This window comes from Bradyrhizobium sp. WYCCWR 13022 (assembly GCF_030435535.1).
Classification (GTDB): domain Bacteria; phylum Pseudomonadota; class Alphaproteobacteria; order Rhizobiales; family Xanthobacteraceae; genus Bradyrhizobium.
Genome location: NZ_JAUIZJ010000014.1, coordinates 1 through 16,871, shown reverse-complemented (window position 1 = coordinate 16,871; position 16,871 = coordinate 1). Strand labels below are relative to the sequence as shown.

The following is a 16,871-nucleotide window of genomic DNA, read 5'->3' as shown; positions in this document are numbered from 1 at the left end:
GTGGTAGTAATCATGATCTTTAGGGCGGCCGGGTAATGAAACGTCCGCGACGTTGAACGCGAATAGGCCGGCAAGCGCAGGCCGAGAAACAGGGTGTGCGTTCATTAAGCGGCTGGGCATCGTCAGTGTGATAAGCGTCGCCGAAATAGCTTTGCCGACAGTAAGAAGAGCAGTACTGCGTAAGCGAAAAGGACACCAACATGCGCGCCGATGCTATCGAGTGGTAGCCCGAGCATTGCAGGCCGTATTAGCGCAATCGAATGTTCCAAAGGTAACGCGGCTGCAGCCAACTGGAGAGCGGGCGGAAGGTGCGCAACGGGAAAGACTGCCCCGGATAGGAACACCATAGGGGTCGAGATGAGAGTCTGGTAGAACACAAAATAGTCGTAGCTTGGGGCAATCGCGACAACGACGAGCGCCGCGCTCGCGAACGCAAGGCCGGTGAGGGCGAGAGCGGGGAAACAATAGAACGTGGATAATAAGGTGCCATAGCCAAGCCCCGTAGCAACAAGCGCGATTCCGGTGCCCGCCAAAGTGGCCTTGCTTGCTGCCCAAACCAATTCACCGAGGAGGATATCACCCAGCGTGAGCGGAGTGCACATCATTGCGTCCCAGGTTCGTTGGCTGCGCATGCGAGCGAACGTTCCGTACAGAGTTTCGAAGCTTGCCGCGGTCATAGCGCTGGTTGCCACCATTCCGCCGACCAAGAAATCGACATATGAGTGACCGTCTACATTGCCGACAATCAGGCCGAGCCCAAAGCCGAGACCCAAGAGGTTGGTCAACGGGTCGGCCAAGTTGCCAAGCAGCGAAGCAGCGGCGGCCTTCCTCCATGCCAGATAGTTGCGGCGCCACACGCTGATCCAACTGAGTGCGTCCGATGGCAAGGCTGCTTTGGATATCGTCTTCATGCGTCTATCCTGTGTCCCGTCAACCGCAGGAAGACGTCTTCCAGGTTAGGCGGCCGCTCCAGAAGGCGCAGACCGGTGCATCCACGAAGCCGAAGCCGCACCGCCGCCTGATCCGGCGCGTAGCAAAACAGCGTCTCTCCCCTCACCTCGATGCGCGAAGCGTGAGGCTCTATTATCGCACGGAGCTCGAGTGGGTTTCCGCCGTAGACCTCGAGGACATCACAGCCAATCTGAGAGTCGATCAGAGCATTGGGCGCACCCTCGGCGATCTTACGTCCATTCTCTAGCACGCAGAGGCGATCGCAAAGTCGTTCAGCCTCTTCCATGAAGTGGGTCGTCAGCAGGATAGTCTTTCCTCGAGCGAGCAGAAGACGCAGGCGTTCCCAAATCAAGTGGCGGGCGTGGGGATCGAGGCTGGTCGTGGGTTCATCCATGATGAGCAGTTGTGGATCGTTGATCAGGGCACGGGCCAGCACGAGACGTCGCTTCATGCCGCCGGACAGATCCGCGACCCGTGACTCTGCTCTACCCTCAAGTCGCGCAAATTCGAGCAGCGAAGGCACAGCCTCCTCACTTTCGCGCGTATTCAGTCCAAAGTACCGTCCAAATATGAGGAGATTTTCGCGCACAGTGAACGCATCCTCGAGATTATCAACTTGTGGGACGACGCCGATGCCCGCGCGCGCCAAACGGGCGCGTGCCGGCACCTGCTCACCCAAAACAGTGATCCGGCCGGCATCGGGCGATATGAGGCCGAGGATCATCCGAACGATCGTGCTTTTACCCGCCCCATTTGGACCGAGTAGCCCGAAACACTCTCCCTTAGCGACGCTAAAGGTCAGACCCCGTACGACGCCTCGATCATGATAAGTCTTTTGGACGTCAGTCAGTTGAATCGCTGGATTGGACATAGGCTGTCTTAGTCAGTGACCAGAGCGGAATTGGATAATGTCAGACCAGCTTCGACGGATCGTTGCCAGAGAAAGCCGTCGCACCAAACATGGTCGACGCGACCCCAGTCACAAGCGCTAGCAACATCAGGAAAAAACCCCCGGCCAGGATGGTTGGCGCTCGTGTTGCAGAGCAGCGGAATTCCTGTAAGTTTCTCATACTCGACCAGAAGAGCAGCGATCTTTTGCGGAGACGTTCGGGAGATTGTTTGCAATCGGGCAGAACCATCCAGGTGCACGATAGCGGGAACTTTTGTCCGCCATTCGCGACGGGTTTGATGGTCGAAGAGCATGTAAGGATCTGGGCTGCCGGGATCGAAAATTTCAGCAGCCCGGTCCTCGAGGCAAATAGGAGCGACGGGACGAAATCGTTCCCGTAGCTTGATATCGTTCAGAAGGTCTTTCATCTCCTTGGAGGTTGCAGCCGCAATAATACTGCGGCCGCCGAGTGCTCTGGGTCCGAGCTCCGCGAGGCCGGTGAGGAACACTACGGGCTTGCCTGTAGCGATGAGAGCCGCAAGCTCTACGATGGTACAGGGCAAAGCCTCCCATTGGCCTGATGGGTTGCTTCCGGTCAAGGCCGGTCCGCTGTGAACTGACCACTCCAAAGGAGTCAAAGCGTTTGGCTCGGCCATGGCGGCGCAAGCCGCGCCAATTGCTGAGCCGCTATCATTTGGAAACGGGGGTACCCAAACTGAATCAAACAATCCCGTCGCGCGCAGAGCACTATTCCACTTTATATTAAGTCCACACCCTCCAGCGATGCACAGGTGCCGTAAGCCCGGAAGACCTGAGTGCCGTAGCAGAGCAAGTCCTATTTCTTGCTCCAGCAGCCGCTCCAGAAAAACGTGAAAAGATGCGAGTACATCTTCGGAAGGCGTACCGGTGAGCCGACGACCGCATGCCTCGAAAAACCAGTCAGTGGCGGCAAGTAAGGCTTCAGGATCGTTTATGCTGGCACGGTAAGCGCGAGCACGCTCGGAAGGACCGGCTAGACACGCTTCATACATCTCTTGAAAGACTGCCAGAATGCCCTCATCGAGAGCGCCTAGCCCGATATACGCCATAAGCTTACCTGCGACACCAAGATCCCAGCCTGCCCTGCTGGCTTGACGATAGGGCCCGAAGTGCTGCCCAGCGATAGCATAGGCATGGCCGATGAAAGGGAAAAGAGTGTCGAGGAAGCGGGCTCCGGTCGGATCTACATGATACAGGCGCGGAAAGATGCAGCCGTCCCACACTAAGCACAATGCAGGGGCTCGGGCTTTGGCGAAAGCACTGGTACAGTAAGCGCCGGCCACGTGGCCGGCTACGTGAGCATAGCTATGATAACGTAAAGGCACCCGATCGAGGACGAGGCCCGACCCGGCATAGGGCGTGAGGAGCGTGTTTTCGTGGGACTCGATATATGGCGCTCCCTTAATGGTGAGCGGCACCCCTTCACTTAGGACATCAAATTGCGAGTGCGTCAGCCCGTCCCAGCCGTCGATGACAAATCGGTCAACATCCGTGGGCCTTAAGCCGTGTTCGGCCAGCGCGAGAGTGACTGCGCAGAGGTCGGTGATGGCTTGATAGCGTGGATTATTGGCTCTCTTTTCTTGCTCTATGCAGAAGAGCAAGCGCCCATCTTCCACAACGGCAACCGCTCCGTCATGTGTCAGCTTGATTCCACAGATTCGCATAGTCACTCCGTGTTCGCCGCAGCGAATGCACTAGTCTGGCAAGTTCGACTTAGTGCGAAAAGACGCAATCAAACAATCTTCGTCGATGCTCGCGCCACGGCATTGTACGCGCTCAGTCTCGACCAGATGTTCATTCAAAACATCAAGCATTGTTTCGGCACCCGCAGGATGCCCCCAACGCTGACAAGAGGCGTCACGCGCTGATCCGAAAACGAGCCGTCCGCTGGGCGCCAGCATTCGCGTGAGCTTCTCGATGGCGTCACCCATCTGGCCGGTATCTTCAAGATAATAAAGCACTTCCGCCACCACGATCAGGTCGAATGGATTAGTTGCGTTGAGGTCCCGCACGTCAGAGATGTGCCAGGCGATATGAGGCCATTGAGCTTGCTCCCTTGCTCGAGTGATCGCACGCGGCAGAACGTCGATTGCTACGAGTTGCTGGCAGTGGGGCGCCAGCTTTGCCGTGAAGACGCCCGCTGCGCAACCCACCTCAAGCGCGTTACCGACCGCGCCTTCCGCGAGGCACAGACGGAGCAAGTGCGCGTGGCGCTCTTGCTCGAATGGGTTCGCGTTGAGCCGCCACGGGTCGTCCGCCTCCATCTCCCGCTCGAGCAAGCGCAGTACCTTATCGAATGTCATTCACCCTTCCTTACTTTAGTGCGCTTGTTTTCGCCGCGTTTGAGCGCGGTCCTAGATCACAGGCCGAGCGTTGGAGCGCCTTAACGGGTGGTCCCCTCCCCGGTGACCGCCAGCGCTGCCGGCTGTCGCCGAGCGGCATCATGGTGACAGGCGTCACGTTCGTGGATCGTTTCCGGAGCCCCGCAGAGTGATGCCGGAGGCGTCGTACGGGAGAGCCAGTTACTGTTATCCAATGTACACAATGCATAGGCTTTCAAGGGAAGCACTAGGAACAGATTGATTGGCGTGTGCAACGCGAAGCCAAGAAATCGCACCTCACGAGCACGAATCGCCGCTGTGGTGCACCGCATCAGCGTTAGCGATGAAATAGCAACGATCGTCAACCATGGTATGGTGTGCGTGGTCGCAAGCTGAGCGAGCCCGGTCATTATGGACAGAGCCAAAAGAAGAGGGCCAAGGTTCTGTCCGATAACATCTAATGTGAGATAGCCATTAAGATGAGGCAGCAGCCGCAGTGCTAGCAGCGTGTCGCGGAACGTACTGCGTGCCCAGCGTAGTTGTTGACGCAAATAAGGTCCGAGCCTGTCGGGAACGACGGTTGCGGCTATCGCATCTGGAACGTATTCAGTTCGAAACCCTGCCTGCAGCATAAGTATTGTGAGGTGACGATCCTCGCCGAAATCACTGGGCTTCCCGCGGAAATATTGCGTTTCATACTTGTCGAGCAGCGATGTAAGAGCCGAACGGCGATACATGGCGCAGGGTCCGCAGCAGCACATAACAGCACCGAAGCTGGCTTGTGCAGCGCGTTCTTCGTTACAAGCAAGCCAGTACTCCATGTCGATGAGCCGCGTGAGCCAAGTGCGATCCCGATTGGTCGCGACCAGATGGCCCATAGCGGCACCAACTTCCGGCTCGTGCATGCTAGCTGCTAGTTTTGTGACGACATCGACTGCGAGCGTCGTATCAGAGTCGACGTTGAGAACCAGGTCTCCAGATGACTGCCGGATGGCACAAATCTGCGCCTTCCTCTTGCCTACGTTCTTTCGCAGAATGATAAAGCGAAATCGTGTATCTTGCGCGTAAGCGTCGTGGACAGCTTTGACAGCAGCGAGGTTTTGAGAGCCATCGTCAACGACATAGACGCGCAGTCGTCCAGTAAAATCCTGGGCGGCAATCGAGCCTAAGCACGCCGACAGGGTGTCTGGCGTTTCATTGTAGCAAGGAACGATAACGTCGACACTGGGCATCGTTTCGTGATCGACGTCCGTGAGTGGCGGCGATGAGGCCCGGCTCTTTATTGCATAGATCATTTGAGCGCTCTTATAAAACGCTGAAAGGATTGTGTATGATCCAATCGCGGCAGTGCTGGCGGTCACAAGCAGGCTCATTCTGGTCTCAGTGAAAGTGAGGAATGGGACGAATTGCAAAGCCGCGACTGTGCAATGCGGGAATTAGCTGGCTGACGGCGCATACTGTCTGATCGCGCAGCCTTTGATCATGACCCCAATTGCGTTCATCGGGAGGGCAGCCATCGTGCAAAAGAACAATGGCTCCAGGTTGGATGGAGCTCAGTACCGCGCTGACGATCGCATCCGCACCAGGCCGAGACCAGTCGCGAGGGTCTACAGACCAGTGAAGTGCGCCGAGCCCAGCGCTCGCGGCGCAGGAGAGCACATGTTCGGTCCAGAGCCCATATGGCGCACGCACATGTCGGAGCCGAGCCTCCGGGCAAGCCGACTTAATGGCACAGTTCGCGTGTGCAATCTCCGACGCGACTTTCGTTGGCTCGCATTTCGAGAGATCGGGATGGTTCATGGTGTGGTTTGCGAGTTCGTGTCCGTCGGAAACTATCCTGCGCGTAATGTGCGGATGTTCTGCTGCATATCTGCCGATGACGCAGAACGTCGCCGGCACGTTATGTTGGGAGAGGATGTCTAAGATGTGCGGGGTATAAAAAGAGTGCGGCCCGTCGTCGAACGTCAAGTGGACGCTTGGTGAGTCAGCATACTGCCTGCCATCGCCAACGCTTGTTAAGTGCATAGAGAGGCCTGTCACAGTTCGGGCCCGTTTCGCTCAATTGTCGTTCCGGGCGGCCATTCGCTCAACGGCTTTCCGACAGGCAAAACGACGAGAAGAGCGTCGTCTGTTCGCGTGGGCGGCAAAGCAGGATAGACCTCCGCCAGCGTAGAACGGACGCGTATACCCGGAATGATCGAGGCCAGCCCTGGGCGATCGAGCAACCTCGTGATGTGCGTTTTGAGCGCATGACGGACTGTGCCAAATCCGAAAGGAACGCCCATCAGGTGTAGTGTAGGATACATTGCGCGTACAGAGTGTGGCACTCCCAGACCCTCTAGGTCGGGGCGTACCGCGTACAATCCGAGTTCGGCCACCAACACGTCGGCATCGCCGACCTTGATGAACCGTCGCAGCGCGCCAAGATGAGCCGCAACGCCCCTGCTGTCGTAGCCGACACATCGGAGCTCGGGCCTCGCACCCGCCCAGCTCCGATAGCCCTCAAAGGGACGTGCATTGAACGTTCCGGTCGGTCCGTAAGCCGCTCGTAAGAATGCCGAGAGCTGGATATGATCCGATAGCTCCAACTCATTCTCCCAGCACGTCCGCCACTGTATTGGGGGGCGCATCGACCCATCTCCTACGTTTGGCTTCATTGCCGTGTATGCATGAGGTGAGGCGCTACAGCAGGGTGCGCACGGAATCGAGCGCACGGGGCTGCTGCAGGCGCTCTCCTGCGGTTCGGCGAAGAACGACTTGGGAATGCGGCGCAATGCGTAGCAGGCCGCGGGAGCCCTACAGGAATCCTGCTAGAAAGAAGGTGGGTGCGGTCAGGTTGTACAATATACGATGGTATATCGGCGTCCTTTCGCGGACATATCGGCGTCCTGCGAGTTGCGAGACAAAGCACCTCTGATGTATTACTCGCCTTAAAGATGTTTGATGGGGTGATCGAGGTGGTTTGAATGTGTGAACTGGTACGGGCTACTAATGTAAGACATGGCGCGCTCGAACTGGGATAGCGCCTGTTGCTGTTTGCAAGGGGCACGCATGGTGGTGTCGATTGGATGGGGCGCGCTGTCCGATTGATCGTTGTAAAGAGCCCATTGCCGCTTGATAACTGGGTCGCGAGACCAAGGGGTCTGCAGGGCTGAGACCATATGTGAGCTTCAAGAAATGCCTGGGGCGGTGTCGCTATGATTCGCGGTTCACTATGTTCAATGCGCAGCGCCACGATCGTGGTCTCCAAAATCTAACGTGTTGCGTCGGACACGTCACTTTTATTCCATCGTGGCGCGCGCGGGTAAAATCGATTGTTTAGATGAGTTACATCTACACTGCGGATGAATGAACAATGCGGTTTCGTGGCCTAGATCTAAATCTGCTCGTCGCTCTTGATGCCCTGATAGCAGAGCGTAACTTGACGGCAGCAGCACGCAGCATCAACTTGAGCCAGCCCGCAATGAGTGCGGCGGTCGCCCGCCTGCGTGCGTATTTCAAGGACGAGTTGTTCACGATGAGCGGCCGTGAACTTGTCCTGACCCCACGCGCAGAGGCTCTCGCCTCACCTACTCGCGAAGCGTTACTGCACATTCAGCTTTCCATCACGTCTCGCGAGCCCTTTAGGCCGGACGAATCAAATCGCCGTTTTCGCCTTTGCATGTCCGATTTCGCGGCTATCGTGCTTATTCGCAAGGTGATTGAGCGCGTCGCGCGAGAGGCGCCCGGCATCAAATTCGAGCTGATGCCACTGGCCGATCCATTCGACCACCCCCTTCAGCGGGGTGCGGTCGACTTTATCATTCTTCCCGACGTGTACACGACGGATGAGCATCCGAAGGCCACGCTATTTGATGAGACGCTGGTTTGCGTGGGCTGCCGTTCCAACAAGCGATTGGCGCGACCGCTGACGTTCTCAAGCTACATGTCCATGGGGCACGTTGCTGTCCGGTTCGGCCGTTCTCGCGTCCCGTCAATCGACGAATGGTTCATGCAGGAGCATCGAGTTAAGCGGCGCGTGGAGGTCGTGGTTCAGGGCTTCAGCATGATGCCCCACATGCTCGTCGGGACGAACCGGGTAGCGACCATGCCGGCAACGTTGGTGCGGCATTTCGCAAAATCGCTACCCTTGCGCGTTGCAAAGCTTCCCCTGCCGTTGCCTGGCTTTACGGAGACGCTGCAATGGCCTGCACTGCACAACAATGAGCCTGCAAGCAAGTGGATGCGCCAGGTCTTGCTTGAGGAAGCCGCTCGCCTCGGTTCGTCACAGGAGGAACCAAGCCTGGCTCCTGAGTAGCGCGTCCCCCAATTGGGGCCGTTCAGACGCGGCGGAGCATGTCGCGCTAAGCCTTCAATTACTGGCCTCCACGTGACACGGGTTGGCCGCAGCAAATGACCCGCATGCCCTTGTTGGTCGTCGGAAACGGTGTCGCGCAGCGGCGTCCAGACAGGCGACGGCCCCACTCTGATTGCCGCCGAGCGCGCCGTTCGAGCAGAGGTACTCACATGTCGACTTTACCCGGAGGTCGGTTCAGATGGTTGGGTAGCTCGTCTAGCCGGACATCTGCGTCGACATTCTGAGCGAGGCGGCGCAGCAGATCGCGGACGGCGGTTGCGCGCATCACTTCGCGCTCTGCACGTTCCAGCTGCTCGCTCAACAAACGCGAAAGAGACGAGCGTCCTTCAAGAGCGCTCCGGATTTCCTGAAGCGAAAGGCCGAGCCGGCGAAGTGCGACTATGTGGTAAACGCGTGTCAAACTGTCGGCGTCGTACATGCGATGGCCGCCGCACGTACGCTGAGAAGCAGTGAGCAGTCCTGTCTGCTCATAGTGACGCAATGCCCGCACCGTGACGCCGGTGGCATCTGCAAGTTCACCAATGCGCCGCCACCGACGCTTATAGAATGAAGGCCTGTTCATAGCCGGACCTGTACAACCTGACGCCAGGGGAGGTTCAAGCGCTTTCGGACCGCTTGCCTGGCAGGGCGGCGGCGTGTCGTAGATCGAACGAAGCTTGCGATACGCGGGTGTTGCGGCAGGCCATGTAGCGCAATATTGCGCTAATAGCGCATCCGGCCTGAACTACGTTGAGGGCGCTACAAGCTGCATCAGCCTGACAAATGAACGCAGATCGTCCGCGGCGGACGTGCGTTCAAGAATGAGCGTCGCGAGTGCTGTGCGATTCGCAGGAGTTCGCATGCAATCGGGGAGCGCAACGACGGCCTCATCAAGAAGACGTCCGAGCATTAAGAGGTCTTCGGGAGTATAGATGCGGCCTGGCATATGCAACGTGGTCCCTTAGCTTGTATTCAAATCCGTCACGTCGGCGCGGCTCCTTACAAAGGGGTTTGGCTGCTATGAGGCAGAACGGAGACGGACCTGGGGCGCGTAGGACCGGAGACTTGAAAAAACGCAGGCTCCTCGGCCCGGGCACGGAGAAGCTCTCAGGTGCCCCCGCCTAGAGGAGCGAGTTTAAGCGACAACGCCCCGCCGAAGCGGCCGATCGCGCGGTGCCGGTCACTGGGAGGGAGACCTCATCCTTGGTCTTGGCAGCTCGGTGATCGGCACGCTGGTTGAGCGTACGACGCGCTTCACGATGCTGCTGCATCTTCCCCGGGTTGCGGGGCATGGCGAAGCTCCGCGCATGAAGAATGGGCCTGCTCTCGCAGGGCACGGAGCTGAAGCGGTGCGCGGCGCGATTACGCGCACCATCATCAGCTTGCCCGAAGAGCTGCGTCGTTCGCTGACCTGGGATCAGGGAGCTGAAATGGCTCAGCACGATCGTCTTAAGATCGACGCGGGTGTCCAAATCTACTTCTGCGATCCGCAAAGCCCATGGCAGCGTGGCACCAACGAGAACACAAATGGGCTGCTGCGTCAGTACTTCCCGAAAGGCACCGACCTGAGCGGCCACAGCGCCGACGAGATCGCCGCTGTGGCCGCGGCCCTCAATGCTCGACCGAGAAAAACCCTGGGTTAGAAAACGCCGGCAGAGGCCCTTGACGAGTTGCTATCGTGAGTGAACACAATCTGTGTTGCGACGACCGCTTGAATCCGCCTTGAACGCCGCGATCGGAATGGTGGATCAGGCCGGCACTTGGCCGCCGCGCCGCGATCGCCATCCGCAACGCCGCCAAGGCCAGCTCGGCGCGCAAATGATCCGCCATCGCCTAGCCGACAATCCTGCGGCTGTACAGATCCATGACGGCAGCCAGATAGAGCCAGCCCTGATCGGTCTCGATGTAGGTGATATCGGCCAGCCAGATCCGGTTCGGCGCAGTGGCGATGAAGTTGCGGTCGAGCAGATTGGGGGCGATCGGCAGGTCGTGGCGGCTGTCGGTGGTCCGCACCCGACGTGGCCGCGCCATGATGGCCCTGCTGCCGTGACGCCGCATCAACCGCTCGATGCGACCACGGCTCGCCCCGCGGCCCTGATCCTTCAACTCGGCATGGATACGCGGGCTGCCATAACGCCCGCGGGTGTCGCGGTGGACCCGCCTGATGTCGTCGACGAGGTCACGATTGGCAGCAGATCGTCGGCTCCCCGGGCGCGAGCGCCAGGCATAATGCGCAGCCGCTCGTTCTCTCGCTGCAAACGCGCGATCTCTGCCGCGTGGTCCGCCGACGGCAGCGTCGCCCGCGTCGTGGGGCGCCGCGCCGCCGCCGTCGGCTGCAGCCGAACCCCTCGCTGCTCCACCCACCGCCGCAGCACGGACTCTCGCAAGCCAAGCTCCTTGGCAACAGATCCGATCGAGCGCCAACTCGATGTTACGAGATCAACCGCTTGCCGCTTGTAGTCGTCCGTAAGCGACCGACGCTGACGTCCTTCCATCCGACACCTCCTGGCTCTTCGAGCCTACTACAGGTGTCCATCAATTCGGAGGAGGTTCACGGGTGCAACAAGGGAGATCGGTAATATCCGGAGCCAATGTGCGGTGTGGCACCGGGCTGTTTCTGATCGGTGCGGCATTCAGCGGCAGAGGCTCAACAGGTCATTTGAACAGGCCGGGGGGCAGGCGGTTTGCTTTTGGCGGCCCTGTGGCGAAAGGAGTGATCTGTGAACGGCGGCATTATTGGTTCGGATTGTGTGTGCTTCCAGCTGATTAATGTCGGTCTGCAGGAGCGGCCTTGGGATAAACCACTTGAATCGACCGCAGGGTCAGGTTGTACACGGAAAAGGTGGAAGCGCACAGGCGTGCCGAGTGAGCTCGATTGGTAAGCAATGGCTATGGCGATCGCGCTAGATGCTGTCGGTTAGGGCTGCATTTTGACGCCTTGCTGTGTGACAGCCTCGAGTGTCTTCAACCGAACCCATAGAGCCCAATGTGGGGCACTGTGACCGGCTTTGAACAAACCAAGAGGTGAGGTGCGGCTGGTCCGCAACAGAGATAGGGAAAGCAGCGCGACCTGCGGCAGCAGGCGGATGTCGGGCTGCATAGAGGAGGATCTGGATGTCAGGTGACGAGGAATACCTTCATCGACATGCTATGGCAGACAGGAGTCTCGCGGAAGGCAGATCCGCCGGGATCGCTGCGTACTCGCTGCCATGCGTGAACCTCAACAGGAACGAAAACCCGTTCCCGATGCCTGACGTAGTCATGCGGGCTGCGTTTGCCGCGATTGGAACCCACAATAGGTATCCGGAGGAGGACAGCGGCGGCTTACGATCAGCGGCCGCGCGAGCCTATGGGGTCTCTGTCGAGCAGGTGATCGCAGGAAATGGCTCATCGGAGATTCTCGCACTTATTTACCGGGGGTTTCTTGCCGCTGGCGATACTGTCGGAATGTTGTCGCCCGGCTTTTCGTTCAATCATAAATTGGCGGCGGTGAACGGAGCGCGCTTGCTTGAAGTTGATTGGGCCGATCACAATGCTCTGCCGGCGAGCCAAAGTGTTCGGCAGGCGGCAGGAGACGCAAAGTTCATCGTGCTCGCCAACCCAAATAACCCAACAGGGACATTCGTTCAGATCGCGGAAATTGAGCGACTGGTCGCTGAAACGGATCAGCTTATCGTGCTCGATGAGGCGTATGTCGACTTTGCTCCAGACAATGCACTGGGTCTGATCGACCGATATCAGAATCTTCTGCTGCTAAGGACGTTTTCGAAGAGTTACGCTGCAGCGGGCCTTCGCATCGGCTTTGGCCTCGGTAACCCGCGGGTGATTGCAAGACTGCGTAGCATACAGAACCCTTTCAACATGAGCGTGATTAGCCAGTCCGTTGGCGTCAGCATCCTCGAGCATCGTAATGCCTACGATCAGTGCATTGAATGCATTGTTCAGGAAAGGGAGAGAACTATGGTGGCGCTGTCGGCGCTTGGATTCTATGTCCTGCCATCACATGCAAACTTTGTATTGGCTCGCGTACCGCTTGGGTACGACGGTAGATGGTGGCAGCAAGCCTTAGAGAGGAAGAATGTGAACGTTGCGGTGTTTCCCGAGGGGGACCTTGGGGGCTTCATAAGAATCTCAATAGGTGCGGCGGAGCAGATGGACACCTGTTTATCTGTGGTCAGTGGCATTGCTGGGGGGCTGATCTGATTAATGAGAACGATTTCGTCAAATCGGGAGGACTAACGTGACAAATGTATCACGTCGAATACGGCTTGGAATCTTTGACCACTTGGACGAAGACGGTCTCGACTTATCGCAGCAGTATAACGATCGACTGGTGTTGGCCGAAGCGTGTGACCGGTTGGGATACCACGCGTACCATCTTGCCGAGCACCATTGCACACCGCACGGGCGATCGCCCTCGCCTAACGTATTTCTGTCGAGCGTTGCGCAGCGTACGAAGCAGCTCCGCATCGGGCCGATGGTCATGCTGCTAAGCCTTCAGCACCCCCTTCGGGCCTATGAAGAGGCATGCATGCTGGATCATTTGAGCGGCGGTCGTCTTGAGCTCGGTATCGGGTGGGGCTCTCTACCGATTGAATTGGGGTACTTCGGGGTTAGCGCAGAGAGCGCTCGCGAGCTGTATTCCGAAGGAATGGAGATCTTGACCAGAGCGATGCGAGGCGGGACCTTGTCCTACGAAGGTCAGCATTATCGCCTCCACGAAGTGCCGTTAGCAATTACGCCTTATCAGCGTCCCCATCCACCGACCTGGATTCCCGTGAGCCAGCCCGGCTCTGCGCGAGCGGCCGCTGAGATCGGTGCCAATATCGCGAGCATTGGCCCGGCCTCTATGGTTCGGAAATCGACTGACGCGTACCGCGCGTGCAATTGGCGCGGAGGGGCTCCGCTTGTCGGTTTGCTTCGCATGATTGTAGCAGACACTTCGGAAGCTCATGCGTATTCGCTAGCTGCAGCGGCTTACGACAGATGGCTCACGAGCTTTAGGGTCCTTTATGATCTCAGCGGGGTACCTGCCCCTCCGAACCTTCCGCCAACCTTCGAAGCAGCAATTGAAAGTGAATTGTGCGTTGTCGGAACCGCCGCTTCTGTGCGAAGTGTCCTTATTGATCACCTGGAGCAAGCGGGAGCTAACTATCTTCTCTGCCAAGTGGCCTTTGGCGATCTCCCGCTTGTTGCGGCCTTGAACACGGCGACTATTCTCCGGTCCGAACTTATGGCGGGAGGCGGCCCATGAACCTCTTAGGATAAGAGTGATAAACCTTTCGGTGGGCTGAAGCCCATGATCCTCTCTGGACAGGCGCTGCGGCGCCAGGTCGAGCGCCTGTGAAGCGGATGCCCGCTCGGCTGCACCTAGTGCAGTCGAGCGGGCACATCAAGTGTTCGAAGCATGGTTGTCCCAGGCGGCGCGGGTGAGTACTCCAGGTCTGCTCATTCGGCGGGCTTTCCGGGCGCTGAACGAGCGAGTGGTGGTGCCTCGCAAGGTGGCGAGGTCCGATGACCTCGAGGTGGGCTCTGTATTTAACAGGAGAGTGACGACCGACTGAGGGCGGATCAGTCAGCCGAGCAATGCGAAATGTCAAAGAGAGACAGAAGCTGTTGTAGTAGGAGGTTAGATGGCGAGAAGTTGGTTAGGAAGATGAAGGTTTGTGAACTTGTCGAGCTTTTGTCGAGATGCGAGCAGGATGCGGTAGTCGTCATCACGGACGGTTCGTCGTCCTCGATTGCCGTGGCTGTGGTTTGCACGGTCCAAACCGGATGGGCCCACAGCCAGCAAGCGAACCCCAATTTGTCATTCCTGCCCGACGGATTGGATCATGCCATGTTACCGAGAGGTAGCAATTTGGCGCGTGGGGTGAGATTACTTGGCCCTAGATGTGAGCCGTTGTTGCTCCTTCAGTAGACATTCCGGGGACGACAGTGCCGGCGTCTGTCCCCAGTCTGGCGTCATCCGTGCTTGACTGTTGGACGGGCGGCTCGTTCCGACAAAGGCATGGAACTTGGCGACTCCCATTTGGAACTTCTGGAACTACATCAGCAGCCGTAGACTTTGACTGACCCCCAACGATTATCCAGCCCTGAGTACACTCTGGCTGTTGGATTCCCGATTGGGGTCGTAGCGACGGGAGCTGATGTAGCGCGGCAATCTGGGTAGGAAGTGCGCGGCAATCAGGATGGCGAGGCGTGTCGCGGCCTGATGATGATTGCCGCGATGATTGTCGCGCGCAAGAGTTTTGTTGAACTCTGATTGTCGCGCAGCGTCAATCAGCGACGGTTTTGGATGTCGCGTGCGATGGCGGCCGTCCGGGACCGCGTTTTCGTTCGAGGGCGGTCCGTCTGCGATAGCTCTCGACGTTCATCTCGACGATGGTGGCGTGATGAACGAGGCGATCGATAGCGGCCAGGTCATGGCGGGGTCCGGGAAGACCCTGTTCCATTCGCCGAATGGCTGATTGGCGGTGATCAGCATCGAGCGGCGCTCGTAGCGTGCGCTGATGAGCTCGAACAGCACGCTGGTCTCGGCCTGATCCTTGGTGACGTAAGCGAGATCATCAAGAATCAGGAGATCGAAGCGATCGAGACGATTGATGGCCGCCTCGAGGTTAAGCTCGCGTCGCGCTAGCTGGAGCTTCTGCACGAGATCGGTGGTCCGGGTGAAGAGGACGCGCCATCCGTTCTCGATGAGGGCCAGGCCGATCGCTGCCGCCAAGTGGCTCTTTCCGCCGCCGGGCGGGCCGAACAACAGCAAATTGGCGCCCTTGCCCAGCCAGCTGTCACCGGCGAGCGCCATCACCTGCGCCTTTGAGATCATCGGCACAGCTTCGAAGTCGAAGCTGTCGAAGGTCTTTCCGGTGGGCAAACGTGCTTCGACAAGGTGTCGTTCGGTCCGACGGCGGCCGCGTTCGGCAATCTCGTGCTCGGCGATGGTCGCGAGGAAGCGGCCGGCCGGCCAGCCTTCCTTGTCGGACTGTTCGGCAAATTGCGCCCACAGCACCTTGATGGCAGGCAGACGGAGCTCATTGAGCAACAGATTGAGGCGCGCGGCATCAACCGTGTTCGTTACGCTCATGCGGCACCTCCGGTCTCGGCGGTACCGATGAGGCATTCGTAGGTCGCAAGCGGCACGAGCTGCACCACGACGTTCGGCAGGTTGGCGGGATCGGGGGCGAAGTAAGCACGTAGCCGGTTGATGTCGGGCAGTTGGCCGGCCTCGAGGTCGGCGGTGAGCTGATCGGCGAGTTCGGTCTCGCAGCCGCGTTCATGAGCGAGCGCGAGGAGATCGACCATGATCCGGCAGGCTTTTTTGTCCGGCAAGCGTTCGCGCAAGCGATCGAAGGTCTTCCGGTAGGCATCGCGCGGGAACAGCCGATCCCGGTAGACCAGATTGAGAAGTGCCATCGGCTTGCGCCGCAGGGAATGGATCACGTGCCGATAATCGACGACCTGGTCGTACTTGCCATTGGGATGCGGCCGCCCACGCGGCAAGGTGACGAGATGGGTGCCCCCGACGAACACGTCGAGACGATCGTCGTAAAGGCGCACCCGCAGCCGGTGACCGATCAGGCGCGATGGCACCGTGTAGAACACCTTGCGCAGGGTGAAGCCGCCGGACGAGGTCACGCGGACGATCACCTCTTCGTAGTCGGAGGTGCGCCGATCGGGCAGCTCCTGCAACACCACGCGCTCGCTATCGATCCGCTTGGCGTTGCGGGCATTGCGGCGGCTGACGATCTCGTCGATGAAGCCGCGATAGGTGGCAAGATCGTCGAAGTCGACAGTTCCGCGCAGCAGCAAGGCGTCCGCGATTGCTCGCTTGAGATGACCGTGAGGCCCTTCGATCGAGCCATTCTCGTGGGCGACGCCTCGATTGTTGCGGGAAGGCCGCATGCCGTAATGGGCACAAAGGGCCTCGTATCGCTGCGTCAGATCGTCCCGTGCATCACGATTGAGATTGCAGAATGCGGCCGACAGACTGTCGGTCCGATGCTCCCGCGGCGCCCCACCGAGCGACCAGAGGGCATTCTGCAGGCCTTCCGCCAGGGCGACGAAGCTCTCGCCGCCAAGCACGACGTGGGCGTGCTCGAACCCGCAATAGGCCAAACGGAAGTGATAGAGACGATGATCCAACGGAGCACCCGCGATCGTCACACCCAACTCGTCCATGTCTGTGAAGTCGGAGAGGCCGAGTTGGCCAGGCTCGTGGGTTTGGCGGAAGATCACCTCCTGCTCCTCGCCGTGGACCGCCCGCTATGCACGGATCCGACGTTCCAGGGTACGACGGATACCGATGCCGAGATCCGGATGACGCCGTAGCATC

General features: G+C 58.8%; 12 protein-coding genes and 5 pseudogenes. 4 read left to right on the top strand and 13 right to left on the bottom strand.

Annotation, left to right across the window (positions count from 1 at the left end; genetic code table 11):
• Positions 1–122 precede the first annotated feature (122 nt).
• From QY049_RS21130 to QY049_RS21100, 7 genes are all read right to left on the bottom strand, one after another.
• Complete coding sequence (locus QY049_RS21130) at positions 123–911, bottom strand: ABC transporter permease (protein ID WP_128929907.1); 789 nt, start codon at positions 909–911, stop codon at positions 123–125.
• Entirely contained in the window at positions 908–1,822 is a 915-nt protein-coding gene (gene nodI / locus QY049_RS21125) for a nodulation factor ABC transporter ATP-binding protein NodI (RefSeq protein WP_128929906.1), read from the bottom strand. The genes QY049_RS21130 and nodI overlap by 4 nt, the downstream gene beginning before the upstream one ends.
• 8 nt (positions 1,823–1,830) lie before the next feature.
• Entirely contained in the window at positions 1,831–3,543 is a 1,713-nt protein-coding gene (gene nodU, locus QY049_RS21120) for a nodulation protein NodU (protein ID WP_128930192.1), read from the bottom strand.
• Positions 3,544–3,573: 30 nt separating this feature from the next.
• The gene (locus QY049_RS21115) at positions 3,574–4,182 is read right to left on the bottom strand and encodes an SAM-dependent methyltransferase (protein WP_128929905.1); all 609 of its coding nucleotides are present in this window, start codon (positions 4,180–4,182) and stop codon (positions 3,574–3,576) included.
• 80 nt (positions 4,183–4,262) lie between these two features.
• Entirely contained in the window at positions 4,263–5,573 is a 1,311-nt protein-coding gene (gene nodC, locus QY049_RS21110) for a chitooligosaccharide synthase NodC (RefSeq protein ID WP_128929904.1), read from the bottom strand.
• 7 nt (positions 5,574–5,580) lie between these two features.
• Positions 5,581–6,225: a chitooligosaccharide deacetylase NodB gene (nodB, locus tag QY049_RS21105; protein ID WP_128930191.1), complete on the bottom strand. Its 645-nt coding sequence runs from the start codon at positions 6,223–6,225 to the stop codon at positions 5,581–5,583.
• 11 nt (positions 6,226–6,236) lie between these two features.
• Positions 6,237–6,857 (bottom strand): NodA family N-acyltransferase, encoded by a 621-nt coding sequence (locus tag QY049_RS21100; RefSeq protein ID WP_276575812.1) that lies wholly within the window; start codon positions 6,855–6,857, stop codon positions 6,237–6,239.
• Positions 6,858–7,555: 698 nt separating this feature from the next.
• Between QY049_RS21100 and QY049_RS21095 the strand changes: the two genes are divergently transcribed.
• Complete coding sequence (locus QY049_RS21095; RefSeq protein ID WP_128929902.1) at positions 7,556–8,497, top strand: LysR family transcriptional regulator; 942 nt, start codon at positions 7,556–7,558, stop codon at positions 8,495–8,497.
• A gap of 205 nt (positions 8,498–8,702) precedes the next feature.
• Here QY049_RS21095 and QY049_RS21090 read toward each other — a convergent pair whose 3' ends face one another.
• Positions 8,703–9,119 (bottom strand): MerR family transcriptional regulator, encoded by a 417-nt coding sequence (locus QY049_RS21090; RefSeq protein ID WP_128929901.1) that lies wholly within the window; start codon positions 9,117–9,119, stop codon positions 8,703–8,705.
• Between the two features lie 560 nt (positions 9,120–9,679).
• On the opposite strand from QY049_RS21090, the pseudogene QY049_RS21085 reads away from it, so the two are divergent.
• Positions 9,680–10,218, top strand: a pseudogene (locus QY049_RS21085) (IS30 family transposase); the annotation flags it as partial.
• A gap of 40 nt (positions 10,219–10,258) precedes the next feature.
• Here the strand turns inward: QY049_RS21085 and QY049_RS21080 are convergent.
• The 3 genes and pseudogenes from QY049_RS21080 to QY049_RS39115 all read right to left on the bottom strand — a co-directional run.
• Positions 10,259–10,552, bottom strand: a pseudogene (locus QY049_RS21080) (DDE-type integrase/transposase/recombinase); the annotation flags it as partial.
• 12 nt (positions 10,553–10,564) lie between these two features.
• Positions 10,565–10,705, bottom strand: a pseudogene (locus QY049_RS39120) (IS3 family transposase); the annotation flags it as partial.
• Positions 10,639–11,031, bottom strand: coding sequence for a transposase (locus QY049_RS39115; RefSeq protein ID WP_128929899.1), 393 nt, complete (start codon positions 11,029–11,031; stop codon positions 10,639–10,641). The gene QY049_RS39115 and the pseudogene QY049_RS39120, both read right to left, overlap by 67 nt.
• 655 nt (positions 11,032–11,686) lie before the next feature.
• On the opposite strand from QY049_RS39115, the gene hisC reads away from it, so the two are divergent.
• The gene (gene hisC / locus QY049_RS21075) at positions 11,687–12,739 is read left to right on the top strand and encodes a histidinol-phosphate transaminase (RefSeq protein ID WP_232995662.1); all 1,053 of its coding nucleotides are present in this window, start codon (positions 11,687–11,689) and stop codon (positions 12,737–12,739) included.
• Between the two features lie 37 nt (positions 12,740–12,776).
• A complete protein-coding gene (locus tag QY049_RS21070) occupies positions 12,777–13,790 on the top strand; it encodes an LLM class flavin-dependent oxidoreductase (RefSeq protein ID WP_128955129.1) in 1,014 nt (337 codons plus the stop codon).
• A gap of 1,024 nt (positions 13,791–14,814) precedes the next feature.
• On the opposite strand, the pseudogene istB reads toward QY049_RS21070, so the two are convergent.
• Both istB and istA read right to left on the bottom strand, forming a co-directional pair.
• Positions 14,815–15,623 (bottom strand): annotated as a pseudogene (istB, locus tag QY049_RS21065) (IS21-like element helper ATPase IstB).
• A pseudogene (istA, locus tag QY049_RS21060) lies at positions 15,620–16,871 on the bottom strand (IS21 family transposase); the annotation flags it as partial. The pseudogenes istA and istB, both read right to left, overlap by 4 nt.